10 protein-coding genes are annotated in these 13,251 nt (G+C 44.0%); 1 reads left to right on the forward strand and 9 read right to left on the reverse strand.

Translation table 11 applies throughout. The annotated features are described in order from the left end of the window. Positions 1-149: 149 nt before the first annotated feature. A complete protein-coding gene (gene lepA / locus KEM09_RS03250) occupies positions 150-1,937 on the reverse strand; it encodes a translation elongation factor 4 (protein WP_212225460.1) in 1,788 nt (595 codons plus the stop codon). Positions 1,938-2,267: 330 nt separating this feature from the next. Between lepA and KEM09_RS03255 the strand changes: the two genes are divergently transcribed. Beyond that, positions 2,268-3,452 (forward strand): aminopeptidase, encoded by a 1,185-nt coding sequence (locus KEM09_RS03255; protein ID WP_212225474.1) that lies wholly within the window; start codon positions 2,268-2,270, stop codon positions 3,450-3,452. A 43-nt stretch (positions 3,453-3,495) separates the two neighbouring features. Here KEM09_RS03255 and KEM09_RS03260 read toward each other — a convergent pair whose 3' ends face one another. The 8 genes from KEM09_RS03260 to KEM09_RS03295 all read right to left on the reverse strand — a co-directional run bounded on the left by KEM09_RS03260 (position 3,496) and on the right by KEM09_RS03295 (position 12,942). Beyond that, positions 3,496-4,041: a PepSY-associated TM helix domain-containing protein gene (locus KEM09_RS03260; RefSeq protein WP_212225476.1), complete on the reverse strand. Its 546-nt coding sequence runs from the start codon at positions 4,039-4,041 to the stop codon at positions 3,496-3,498. Continuing rightward, positions 4,025-4,546 (reverse strand): hypothetical protein, encoded by a 522-nt coding sequence (locus KEM09_RS03265; RefSeq protein ID WP_212225478.1) that lies wholly within the window; start codon positions 4,544-4,546, stop codon positions 4,025-4,027. The genes KEM09_RS03260 and KEM09_RS03265 overlap by 17 nt, the downstream gene beginning before the upstream one ends. Before the next feature lie 114 nt (positions 4,547-4,660). Further along, entirely contained in the window at positions 4,661-5,911 is a 1,251-nt protein-coding gene (locus KEM09_RS03270; RefSeq protein WP_212225480.1) for a DUF4857 domain-containing protein, read from the reverse strand. Between the two features lie 18 nt (positions 5,912-5,929). Then, positions 5,930-6,601, reverse strand: a complete 672-nt coding sequence (locus KEM09_RS03275; RefSeq protein WP_212225482.1) for a hypothetical protein — start codon at positions 6,599-6,601, stop codon at positions 5,930-5,932. A 12-nt stretch (positions 6,602-6,613) separates the two neighbouring features. Continuing rightward, complete coding sequence (locus KEM09_RS03280; RefSeq protein ID WP_212225484.1) at positions 6,614-7,498, reverse strand: ABC transporter ATP-binding protein; 885 nt, start codon at positions 7,496-7,498, stop codon at positions 6,614-6,616. Positions 7,499-7,502: 4 nt separating this feature from the next. Further along, positions 7,503-9,008 (reverse strand): DUF6850 family outer membrane beta-barrel protein, encoded by a 1,506-nt coding sequence (locus KEM09_RS03285; RefSeq protein ID WP_212225486.1) that lies wholly within the window; start codon positions 9,006-9,008, stop codon positions 7,503-7,505. A 74-nt stretch (positions 9,009-9,082) separates the two neighbouring features. Then, the gene (locus KEM09_RS03290) at positions 9,083-10,255 is read right to left on the reverse strand and encodes a DUF4876 domain-containing protein (protein WP_212225488.1); all 1,173 of its coding nucleotides are present in this window, start codon (positions 10,253-10,255) and stop codon (positions 9,083-9,085) included. 14 nt (positions 10,256-10,269) lie between these two features. Further along, positions 10,270-12,942 carry a TonB-dependent receptor gene (locus KEM09_RS03295; protein WP_212225490.1) on the reverse strand — a complete coding sequence of 891 codons (2,673 nt, stop codon included), beginning with the start codon at positions 12,940-12,942 and terminating at the stop codon, positions 10,270-10,272. Positions 12,943-13,251: the final 309 nt, after the last annotated feature.

The following is a 13,251-nucleotide window of genomic DNA, read 5'->3' on the forward strand; positions in this document are numbered from 1 at the left end:
ATGGAGATTGCGTTGGAGTATAAAGGTCCTATGTGCGGTAGGAGCGTTACCTGTAGTAAGGTTGTGGCTCGTGATTAGGCGGTATAAAAAAGCCCGCTTAACAAGTTAAGCGAGCCCGAGTTATTTCCATCTCCCAACAGGGAGCTTTTTTAATCCAGTTTCAATACTGCCAGGAAGGCTTTTTGAGGTACTTCCACATTACCTACCTGCTTCATACGCTTTTTACCTTTCTTCTGCTTCTCCAGCAGCTTACGCTTACGCGAGATATCACCACCGTAACATTTGGCAGTTACATCCTTACGAACTGCTTTTACGGTCTCACGAGCAATCACCTTGGCACCAATTGCCGCCTGAATGGCAATGTCAAACTGCTGACGTGGGATAAGCTCTTTCAGCTTTTCACACATACGACGGCCAAATACCTGGGCATTGTCAAAGTGAATCAATGATGATAGCGCATCCACACTTTCACCATTCAAGAGAATATCCAGTCGCACCAGTTTGGCAGCTCTAAATTCTATTGGGTGATAATCAAATGAGGCGTAACCCTTCGATATACTTTTCAGTTTGTCGTAGAAATCAAATACAATTTCGGCCAGCGGCATGTCAAACTCCAGGTCAACGCGGTCGGCTGTCAGATAGTGTTGTTTAATCAGTTCGCCACGTTTACCAAGGCAAAGTGTCATAATACTGCCAATGTACTCACTCTTGGTAATCACCGATGCCCTGATGTAAGGTTCTTCGACTTTTTCCAGCAGGGTTGGCTCAGGAAGCTCTGAAGGCGTATGAATATTCACCACCTCGCCTTTTTTAGTGTGTGCAATATACGGTACGTTAGGCACGGTGGTAATAACCGCCATGTCAAACTCACGGTCCAGTCGTTCCTGAATGATCTCCATGTGCAGCAAGCCCAGGAATCCACATCGGAAACCAAACCCCAAGGCAGCCGATGACTCCGGTTCATAGGTCAGTGAGGCGTCATTCAGCTGTAATTTTTCCATGGCAGCGCGCAAATCCTCATAATCTTCGGCATCGATGGGGTAAACACCCGCAAATACCATGGGTTTCACATCCTCAAAGCCACCAATGGCTTTCTCGCAGCGGTTCTTTACGTGCGTAATGGTATCACCTACTTTTACTTCTTTACTGGTTTTAATGCCTGAAATAATATAACCTACATCACCGGTCTTTAATTCTTTACGGGGCTCCATATCCAGGCGCAGAACGCCTACTTCATCAGCATGATACTCTTTGCCGGTATTGAAGAACTTCACATGGTCGCCCTTCTTAATACTTCCGTTGACCACCTTAAAATAAGCGATGATACCACGGAATGAATTGAATACCGAATCGAAAATCAAACATTGCAAAGGCGCATCCACATCACCTACTGGAGCAGGAACGCGGTGAATCAGGGCACTTAATATTTCATCAACCCCTTCGCCAGTTTTTCCACTGGCCCGGATAATATCTTCCCGATCACAGCCTATTAAATCAATAATCTGGTCTTCTACCTCTTCCGGCATGGCATTGGGCAAATCCATTTTATTCATCACCGGAATGATCTCTAAATTGTGCTCAATGGCCTGGTAGAGGTTGGAGATGGTTTGCGCCTGGATACCTTGCGTAGCATCAACAATAAGCAATGCGCCTTCGCAGGCTGCAATAGAACGCGACACCTCATATGAAAAATCAACGTGTCCCGGCGTGTCAATCAGGTTTAAAACATACTTTTCACCTTCAAACTCATAGTCCATCTGTATGGCATGACTCTTAATGGTAATACCACGTTCGCGTTCCAGATCCATATTGTCCAGTACCTGTGCCTGGAGGTCTTTCTCTGAAACGGTTTTGGTGAATTCCAGCAAGCGGTCGGCCAAAGTACTTTTACCGTGGTCGATATGAGCAATGATGCAAAAATTACGTATATTCTTCATCTATAATTATTTACTTATAACAGACTTATCTATTGACAGATAAGGAATGCAAAGATACTTAATTAATTAAAATCTGACTATAGCTTGAGTAAGGTTCACCTTTTAAAAGTTCATATTACGACAGATTAGTTATAGTATTTGCTATACTGATGAATGCAAAAGACCTTTCACTTGCCATCAGTTGGTTTATGTATTAATTTTGATGAAGCTTGTTCGATTGTTGCATGTGGTTTGATAACTGGTGAGTTTGCTATTGATACCCTGCACAAACTCTTAATACCGCCCTGTTACTCTTTTCCATCCTTTTCTAATCTTTAAAATCAAATCGTTATGAAAGAGCTGATTACTATTGTTATGGCTTGCTTAACTGTGTCTGTTATGGCTCAGGAAAAGCCCGACTATCAGTCCATAGCTGACAAAATTGTTAATCAATCATTAGATGTTAAAACCGGTGAAGTGGTGGTTGTTACAGGTACACCGGCCGAATTGGAGCTCATTGAAGCTCTGGTAGTGGAAATTGCCAAGGCAGGGGGGCATTATTCTGTTGAATTGGACTTGCCAACGGCTAACCATTGTGCTATTATGGAAACACCTATTGAGTATCTGGAAATGGTGAATCCCTATCCATTGCTGAAAGCGCGATTGGTTGATTGCTATATATCAGCCGGCTCGGTGCAGGATCCAACCTTATTTAGCGATGTGCCCGAAGAGAAACTTAAGGCCAGCAGGTCGGCAAACATGGCTTTGCGTGATGCTTTTAACCGGGCAAAATTCAGAGCGGTTTATATTGGTCAGACTGGTGGTATCCCAAGCGAATCGTATGCTAATATGGTGGGCATGAATTATGCTGATATGCTTAATAACTTCTGGAAAGCCATTGATACTAACTATGAGCTAATGCACATTGATAGTGAAGTGCTGAAGAAGTACCTCGCTAAGGGGCGCGAGATGACAGTGTCAAGTGAAGAAGGTACAATGTTAACCTTCAGAATATCAGACACGGGAGTGAGAACTAATTGTGGTGATTGTACCAAGCTTAACAATGATGGCGGCCCAACATCTGCATGGTTACCGGCAGGTGAGGTTTATACATGTGTTGATCCGCAATCAGCAAATGGATTATTGGTCATTCCGCATTATAATTACCGTGGCGATGTGATGACCAACCTCAGGATAAGCTTTGAAAATGGTATAATTACTGATTTAACTGCCGATGGCAATGTTGATAACCTCATGGAGGCTCTCAAATCAAATCCGGACGACAAGAACTGCCTGTCTATATTTGATATAGGTATTAACCGTGACCGGGTTTATACCAAAGGAAGCCGTTACGCATCATGGGAAATGGCAGGTATGCTTACCTTTTACATTGGTGATAATACCTGGGCAGGAGGGACTGTCAGTTCTCAATTCTCAATGGGTGTTCATGCTCCATTCCATACGCTTAAAGCTGGTAAAACAGAAATTATTTCAAAAGGAGAGATTGTTATGCTTGATGATATGGCTGATAAATAGGGGAGCAACAGAAAAAGGGAACCCAGTCAGTTCCCTTTTTTTGTTATGTGAATGCTATATACAAAATTGGGATGGTCAGCCCAATAGCTAATAGCCACACACCACGTTGGCGCAATCCATTCTTCCCTTTGACCATAAACAGGCCAGAAACAGCTAGGAAGATGAGTGAAAAGGCAAAAATGTCGCCCATCAGCGTCCAGCCTTTCACTTTGTTGTAATGCAGCTTATTAATGGCATACACAAATGGCTTCTTGCGATGAAATTCGTAACTCAGCTCACCAGTATGGCTGTTATATACTCCAATACCACCATCGAACAACACTTTATAGAAGCCTTCGCTATGTGGCAGGATGTGCTTCAAATCAGGCATATCCGGTCTGCTTTGTAACTCTACATACAAAGCATCGCTATTAAGTTTACTACTTATCTGGATAGTCTCTTCGGTGGTGTCAAAGGCCGGGTCTTTGCCATCCATGTGGTTGAGCAGGTAGCCTGAAATGCCATATATGACTGTTATGCCTGCCAGCAGGTAGCCTAAATCGCGGTGGATAATACGGAGCCATTTCCTGACTTTAGTCGACCACTTCATAGCTCACTCCGTTAACGTAGAAGATTGAGTAGTAGTTTTTATTGTTCGCTTCCATCCATTGGCGCATGTTGCTGATATTGCTCATTTCGGCGGCGCAGGTTTCGGCTGTGCCGTCTTCTTTGTCTTCTTTCAATTTCACCTTTTCTTCCCACTGCGCAATGTACTCCTCGCTTAAACGGCGCTCTTTCAATACTCCCCTTACAGCAATGGTATTGCCGGTTAACTCGCGGTTGAACCCTTGAATCTGGCCACCTGCCTCAATACGTATACTCAACTCAGGATTTTCGCCCACAATGAAGCAGCGTTTGCCGCTATGCTTGCAGGTGTGTGTTACATGGCCCTGTATCGTAATCTCGGTATCAATCATTGTTTCGGCATTGGCCAATAGCTGCTCAACTGCCATGGCCTTTGTTGTTGCTTCGTTTTTTTCTGCGTTATTGGTTTTCGTCTTTGTCTGGCAGGCAGCACTTAACACTACCAAGGCCATTAATACTAATTTTTGCATATTTGTTGTTTTAATAGTTGTTTTTAGAAGTACAATCTGTACCCAATTAAGTCTTGCAACTTGCATCTTGAGTCTTATATCTAGAGTCTAGAGTCTTGTCTTATTATGTCTCTACTACTTTAATTGAATGACATTTCTTGTTTCCTGCTGTTTCTCGTTAAAAAGCCACAAGGCTATAAGGCCATACAGTCCGGTGCATAGCACCAACATAATCTGCAGCGGTTTGATGCTTTGTTTCCGGCGATAGGACAGGAGCGCCAGCAACACAGCCAACACTGCATTAAGGGCGAGGGCTTTTACTGACCAGCCCAGCAAGCGGGGGTACACAAACTTCGAATACATCGACTTCATCTCGATATAAAACGGAAATACATAGGGGTGAATCTTCTCCCAGGTAGTACTTTCTCTCGTTTCTGTTAGACGATCCACTTCTTCAAGTGTATGATTGTCCAGAGCGTAGGTGATGCGTTGCGCAGGCGTTGTAACAACCACATTCCAGTAAAAAGGATTGGCCATTATTGAGAGACCATCGGTATTGGTATTATAAGCATCGATGGGTAGCTGAACAGGTTCGTAGCTCACGTCACTCAGGTAATATAGCCTACCACTTTTGTCAAACACAAAGGCATACATACGCCGGTTTTGTGTTTCGATGGTTTTCACGAAATCGATATCCAGCTTTTCGCCTGCTTTGGTGTTTTTTACAAAGGGGTTGCCATTCACCATTTTAATATGATACAGCTGGTTGTTGGCATCCAGGGCAAACCATCCTTCATCGTATAGTTTTTTGGTTGAAGGATTACCCGCCACCATCTTAGTCGGGAATTTATAGCCGCGCTTCACCATCGCCTGATGAAATTTGTTGCTTTTATCTGCGAGAACCGAGTTGGTTTCTGCATCGATAAACACCATCTTGTTTTTAATACTAAACAGATCGTCGGGACTTTCGATTTGGACTCTTCCCGACATGGATTCAAACATCGGATTGAGGTCCATCTGTTTATGATGCTTATCACGCGGACTGTATTTGAAATAAAACTGCTCAAGCTGAATGCTTTTGCCGCTAATGGCTTTCCTGTTCAGTGAATCGGGCAAACGTCCATCTTTTAATAGCTGGCGGTAGCTGAGCATGGGCAGCAAGCTATCGTACTCAGCACGGGTATATTCATGGCCGCTCTGATCCATCAGCCTGGTTTCAGTATCTTCTTTTACCACCTGAATAAACTCATTCTTCACACTTGAATAATAGGTGAAAGGATAACGACTGGCTTCGTTGGTGCTTAGTTTTACCAACCAGGGCAGTACCCATGCCAGTAGCGCGGTGGCGACTAATATTAGTAGTGTTCTTATATTGTTCTTTGTCATTGTTAATTATCTAGTTGGTTACTGTTGCACACCTTCTTTAAAGCGGAACACGGAATAAAACGGGAAGCACATACTTAGGAGGATTATGCCTATATATAAAGGCGTAGCGTATTGCAACGAATAGGTGGATGCGCCTTTAAAAAACAGCATGATGAGGGCTATGGCCAGCAGGGTGTTAATGGCTTTTTGTTTCCACACCGGCTCGATGCACACCCACACAGCCAGAAAATAGGCAGCCAAACCGGCCAGGTACCATGGTAATGCAGCCGTAAACCAGGCCCCTATAATTTGCAATGGCAGGTAAATGCTTAATGTAAAATATAATACCAAACCTGTGATGCCGAAGATGGATACCAATGTGCCCGATCCGAATAATAGCATTTTTAAGATAGTCAGCTTCTCGGGATGGGGCAGGTGCAGTGTCAGCTTCAGGCTTTTCTTTTGCATCTCGGGCACAATCTGAGACAGGCCGAATATCAATCCTGCCAATAGCGGAATGTAGGTGAGCTCGCTGATTAAATTCAAATCCTTACCCACAATCACACTCCAAAAGTGAGGCTTGCCTGCAAACCTGAATTTATTGGTGAGGTTAAGGATGAAGTAGGGGATGGAGCCTGCAAAAACAAGGGAGATAGCTAGCAATAGCCATCTGAGTTTAATCCATTCTTTATAAAATATTGCTCTAGTCATTATGTATTTGTCTTAGTATTTTCCTGTTAAACCAATAAAAGCGTCTTCCAGCGTCAAGCTCTCGTACACCAAAGTTTGTGTATCGATGCTTCGGCTTTGTAAAGCCTGCTTCACTTTGTCCATCGGATCGAAAGAGTAAAACTCAGTATGTGTTTTAAAATGCTCCACATTCTGAATCACGTCATCACTATCCAGTTTGAATCGCACATCATCGCTTAGCTTATAGCGTTTAAAATTGTCCAGAATCTCATGCGTTGGCTTATGAAGGAGCAGCTTACCATAGTCCAGTATCATGGTTTCATCAATCAGATGCTCCATATCCTGAATGATATGTGAAGTGAGGAAAACCGTTTTGTTGGTGGCGGTCACATACTCTTTCAGGTAGTCGACAAACAGGCGGCGATAACCCGGATCGAGCCCCATGGAAAAATCATCGAGAATCAGCAGTTCGGGGTCTTGCGCCAGAATCAGACCCAAGGCCACCTGCGAGCGCTGCCCGCACGACATGGTGGATATTTTTTGCTTACGGGTCACTTTCAGCTTATCCATCAAATCCCAATAAGGCTCACTTTTCCAGTCTTTGAAAAATCGTGAATAGAACTTCTCAATCTGCACAATGTTGAAGTAGCTGTGCTGCACATGTCCTTCGAGCAGCAGCCCCACTTTCGATTTTGTTTCGATGCTGAGCGAGCGCATGTCCTCACCCAATAGGCGACACTCGCCCGAATAAGGTTTTAAATAGCCATTTAGTATGTTGATGATGGTGGTTTTGCCGGTGCCGTTTTTGCCCAGCAGACCTAATATTTTACCCCTTTCAACCGAGAAGTTCAGGTCTTTATAAATCAGTCGGTTCCCATAGTAATGGGTGATATTATTACATTCGATTATTGCTGCCACGTGTTTAAAAATTATGGATTAATGAAAGGTTTCCGCCCCAATTTGTCTGGTTGGCGTTGGACATCACCACCACGGCCGGGGCAATGCTCCAGGCGCTTTTCTTAGGAGTGAAAACCGTATAATTAACGCTTAATGTAGATTGGAAGAGGTTTTGCTTTAGTCTGTTGTAGTTCTCTCTTACTCCTTCGCTTAGTGCTGTGCCATCATTGTTTAAAGAGGCATTGGCATTAACCACATATCGTCCGCTTATGTCCTGGCGGATGGTAAGGCTGGATGATTTCCAATAATGATTCCACTGGTATTGAACAAAGGGGTTAAGCGATGAAATATTAGTAAAATAGGACCCGCTATTATCGCCAAGGTGAAAGGCATCGGTGATGGAATAGCTTAATTGCCCAAATACCTCAAAAGTTGTCAAGTTTTCTTTTTGAATGCTCAATAGTGCATTAGCCTTGTAGTTGGTTAGTGTGTGGTTAAAGGGTTTGCTTTCGCTGAGCAATTCAGTGTTGTCGGTGCTGTAGATGCGTTCAGTACCTATTTTTTTGTAGCGTTCCATGCCTATTTTAGCATGGATAGAGGTTTGATAGCCGGCCAGGCGATAGCCCAATTCAGCCTCCAGCTGTTGATTTGTCAATTTAAATGGCACAATACCATTGTTGGTGTTCGACTCTTTTAGGTGAATGTCGTCTGAAGTAAGCAACAGCAGAGCACTAAAGCCCGATGCATCCGGACTAAGCGTCAGTCCACCACCCAGCGTGATGGCGAAGTAGTTATTGTTATAGGATTGGTAAGGGCCTGATATTCTGTTTTGCTGTAGGCCAAATCCCCGTAGCAGGTAGATGTAGTCGTTACGGTTGTCGGCCATTGAGTTCACTTTTAGTTCCTGGCTGTATGAACCGTATTGTGCAAATGCACCCAGTTGATGCCTGGCAATGGCTTTTGATACGCCGGCTTTAATGGTAAGGTCAGACACCGTGTTAAGTGGACGCGGATCGGTATTGCCATTGCTGATGGTTGCGCGGTAATGCGCCTCAATCCCATAGGTGAGGTGTGTTGTCTGCTTCTGAAAACCACCCTTTAAAGTGTACGTTTCCAGCTTGCGATCACCACCAATTGAATCGGCAATGATATAGGGGTAGAGGAACCCAAAATCAGCCACATTATTGAAGCGAACGTCTTCTTGGTATACATTACTGTAGCTCGCCTGTCCCCAAAGAACTGATGAACCCAGTGTTTGATAGCCTTCAAAATGGAGCCCGTAGGTAGTCAACCGGGTGCCCTGTTCAAGAATGCTTAGCTGGTTGGTGTTGAGAAGCTGAGCACCAGCCTGTGAGCTGACAAAGCGGTCGGCAAAGTAGGCGCGACGACCGGCCGGATTATACTGATTGATATTATCATGCTGCCTTTTCAGCGAATTCCATGTATTGAAAGTACGCTTCAGGCTATCGGGCTGACTGGCAGAAGCCGACCATCCGACCATTATCACGATAATAAGAAACAGGTATCTCATGTATAAAATGCTTTTGAGGAACAGCAAGGAAACACTTGCTGATGCTCTGTTTCCTTGCCATGTATGCAGTTTAATTATTCTACTTCACCGGGTTTTAGCTCGGCATTTTTAATAAAGTCATTGTCTGAATTGTTGGTATCCATCAATATGGCTCGGCCATCATCATAGCCCTGCACTTTGCGGCGGATACTCTTTTTACTGAATGTTTCATCGCAATAGGTATAGGTCAGGTCAATTTGTGGTGCCAGGGCTTTGGTTAAGAATTTATCTTTGCGCGATGATTCCACTGCATCTAAAATAATCTCGTTAGGTACCAGGTAACCTTCGATGGTGTTGCCAGCCGTGTTTTCTGTTTCCTTACGTTGCGTATTCATAAATGCTTCCATATCATCAGTACGCCATAATATAAATGAGTTGTAGCCACTTGTATGTAGTAGCCAAAAGCTTTTACTGTAGCTGTAATATTTGGTTAGGTTGGGCACTTCCTGCACATCTACATCCGTAGTCCCTTCATCAAACCATTGCCAATGGGCGCCTTTCAGGTCAATGGAGTTAGCGTTTTCAATGGTGTGGTCGATGGGTTGTGAGGCCAGAATCAGACTTTCGCCTGGTTGTACAGGGTGTTCTGTTCCTGAACCAGGGATGGAGTAGATGGTGCGTACCACCACCCCTTGGCTAAGCCAATCGGCCCACTCGTTAAGTTCACGCGAAGTGTTGTGCTCCGCCTCCGAAATCGTCAGGCCATCGGCATACAGTACTTCCGAACTGTTGTTATATATTTCGATGTATTGGTCTTTGTAGTAAGCTTTATTTTCCGGTGTACGAGAGCCCGCATAGTACACTTCTTTAATGACCCAGCCTTCGCCCGGTGCACCATAGAAAAGAGGTAGCTCAAACGTTGATGAACTGGCGTTAACCACTTCATTTTCCAGTGAGCCTGAAATAGTCACAGTTTGTTCGTTGCCATCTGCTGTAATGGTTTTTTCACCATTGGCCACCATGCTATACACACCTTCTTCAAGCACCAGGCTAACTTTACCATCGGTGTCACTGGTGCTTTTTATTTCCGAACCGCTATTTATATTTACAAATGTCACTGTAATATCATCCAGCTCAATGGCTGTTGACTCGTCTTCGAAGTGCAATACCACTTCCACATCGGTCTTGGCAACAAAGTTTTCATCATCATTGCAGCTAAACAGCAGTACTGTCAAAAGAAGTAATGGAATAATTTGTAGTGTTTTCATTTTATTGTTTTTGATTATATGTTTATGTTTAGTTCCATGCCAAAGTAAGGCTGGTTGATGCGTTGTATTCTTCGGTGATAGTTATTGTAATAGTCGGGGTAGTAGCTAATCAGGTTATTGACATAGAACGACAGATTGTGGCCCTTTTTAAATTGTTTACTCACCCTGATGTTGAGGTTAGTTCCAAAGGGCTCGTTCAGACGATGGAAGTACTCATCGTTTTTGCCTAGGTATAACTGTTCAAGTATCGGATCGTTTTTGTCCTGCTCGTTAAATACTTGCTTGTGCCCGTAAACATCAATATACGCTATCGGCCATCCGTCAGTAGTGTGGTTTTCACTGTTTGAGAACCAGGTGCATTCAATGGTTGAGGTGAAGATGAGCCCCAGTCTGGTTATTTGTGTATCAAACTGAAAATTGGTATTACACTGCTGCAGGGTGCGGTCGCTACCTATGCTTGCATCGTAGATACCCACATAGGGGAATGGTTGATTATTGATTACCCGGTTGGGATGATAGACTTGATAAATATTACTTTGGTAGGTAGTATTAAACCAGGCCCCGTTAACTGTTAGTCGGGTGTTGATGCTGTTAAAACGTGCAAATGTCATCTGGTACTCAAGACCCTCTTTGTGCACGCCGGCCCCGTTGTGTGTTTGGCCGTATGTATTAATTATCTGGGTGTTGGTGTATGGTAAATCACCCACTTGCGGCGGAGCAACAGGATTAAGTCCATCGGTATTATATAAGCGATAACTTTGACTCAGCCACTGGTTCTGTGTCACAAAGCCATTGTCCATTCTTTCGTTGAAATAGGTCATGTAAAAGAGGTGATCATCTACCTTAAGATGCATGCTGAGTTCCCATTTCAGGTTGCTGGCAGGTTGGAGTTCAAAGTTGGTGGGATCTTCCACGATTGTTTTAATATGAAGGCTCCTTAAATCCGGATATTGCGAGTAGTAGTTGAGTTGCACCAAATCGAAAAACAGCTCGTTGGGATGTAGCTGATTGAGTGTGGGGAATTTATAATGCTGACCGATACCACCATGAATACTGAGCTGCACATTTCGCTTGTTGAGCGAAAAATCAGGCAAGGTATATTGCATGTTCAGGCGAGGCTCCAGGTATATTTTGCCACTCATATTATAAGTGTCACTCAGGTTGAGTAGGCTGGTTCCTCTGACACCTAATTGTGCGTCTATCTTGTGTTCTCTAAAAGATGCATTCATATTATCCTCCGCAAAAAACGCCAGTTTTTGAACAGATGGAATAGACGACAAGTCTCTGGGGCGCGTTGATACGGAATAGGAGCCTTTGAAGCTTGGGTACATGGGACGCTCCAGGTCATATATTTCCCCTTGGCCAAGGTTCCTATCGTATCGCCACTCCAAACCTCCCACAATACTGTGTGAGATGGCACCTGTTGCGCTCACCATGCGTGCACTTAGTTGATTAAACACACTCAAAGGCTTGTCTACCATGCGGTAAAAAGCCTCGAAGGTAGCGGGTAGGTAGATGCCATAGCTTTCGCCAGCTGTAGTATTAATTGGCGCTGGCATTGGGCCACCATTGGAAATAAACTTTTGGCGGTAGAGCTCATTGCTGGCATAGCTGGCCCGCGAGCTCAGTTTGACATGCTGAAACCATGAGTAGAAGTTCCATTCGGTATTTAACGTGTAGGATAAGCTATTGTAATTGGTGCGAAACAGATCGTTGGCCTGATCGTCTATCTCGGGGTCGTTGCGGTCTTTATCGGCTGAGCCGGTATAGCTCAGGTTGCCTTTAATATTAACTGAGCTATTGGCCAGCTGCAGATGATTAAAATACCTGCTTGAGAAGGTATAGCGTTGGTAGCCTTCGTACGGATTGCGTGGATCGGAATTGAAGATCAGGTAATCGCCATTAAAATTTATGGTGCCTGCTTTTTGTCCCAGGTCAATGCCTTTACCCAACGAAAACAGTTTGTTGCGTGCATCGGATTTGATGCGTCCCTGCCAGGGTGTGATGCCATGCCGCTGATTAATAATGATAGCGCCACTGCTTAAATCGCCATGCACAACCGAGGGAATACCCTGAATAACTTCAATGGATTCAATCTGATCGGTGGGGATGCTGCGCATATCTGTGCCATTGCTCACATTGGTTCTATTGTCTAGTTTAAGGTCCGATATCGTGCCCCCGGGAGCCAGCATATTGGCCTCATTGGAGATGGGTGCTCCATCCATAATAAATGCGGTGCCCAATGCTGTGTTCACATCGCTGCCAACCTGGCGTAAGCTAATGGAGTTCACTTTTGAAAGATCCGGTTCTTGCGATTTACCACCAGGCACCAACTGCATCACATCGGCAAAGCTGGAGGCCTGTATGTGCTCAATGGCTTTGCGGTTAATTTTAGAGCCTGAACCGGGCCCATCGTTATCAGTTGCTGTAACCACCACTTCGTTGATGTTAATATCATCTGACTGAAGCTTGATAGTAATTGTTGTGTCGGCGGTGAGTGTAACAATAGCAGAAGTAGTATTGTAACCAATGCACGAAACTTGTATTTCATGGTTGCCCTTTCGGAGTTTAACTGGCAAGGTGATGCCATTGTAAGCTGCGTAAGTGCCAACGTTAACTTTAGTGAAGATGATTGCAGCGAAGGGAACGGGTTCGTCACTCTTCTCATCAATAATGTGTGTACTCACGCTTATTTGCTCACTTTGCGCATAAAGTGGAGAAAAACAAATAATGTATATGAAAAGAAGAATGTATCGCTGCATCGTTATACCTAATACTTACTTGGGTTGTGATGTGCAGCAAAATTCGCTAATTATGATTGGCCTTGAAATCCCAATATATGGGTAATTGGCGTGGCGATGGGTCAACATTATTTAAGAATTATCAGAAATGTAATTGATTGATATATTGTATTATGTTGTGGATTATTGAAGGAAAATTTAGAAATGGTGTGTTAATTTTAGTACTTCTTATACCAAAAAAGAGGGATTCGTGCT

Source organism: Carboxylicivirga mesophila (assembly GCF_018271975.1).
GTDB classification, from domain to species: Bacteria; Bacteroidota; Bacteroidia; order Bacteroidales; family Marinilabiliaceae; genus Carboxylicivirga; species Carboxylicivirga mesophila.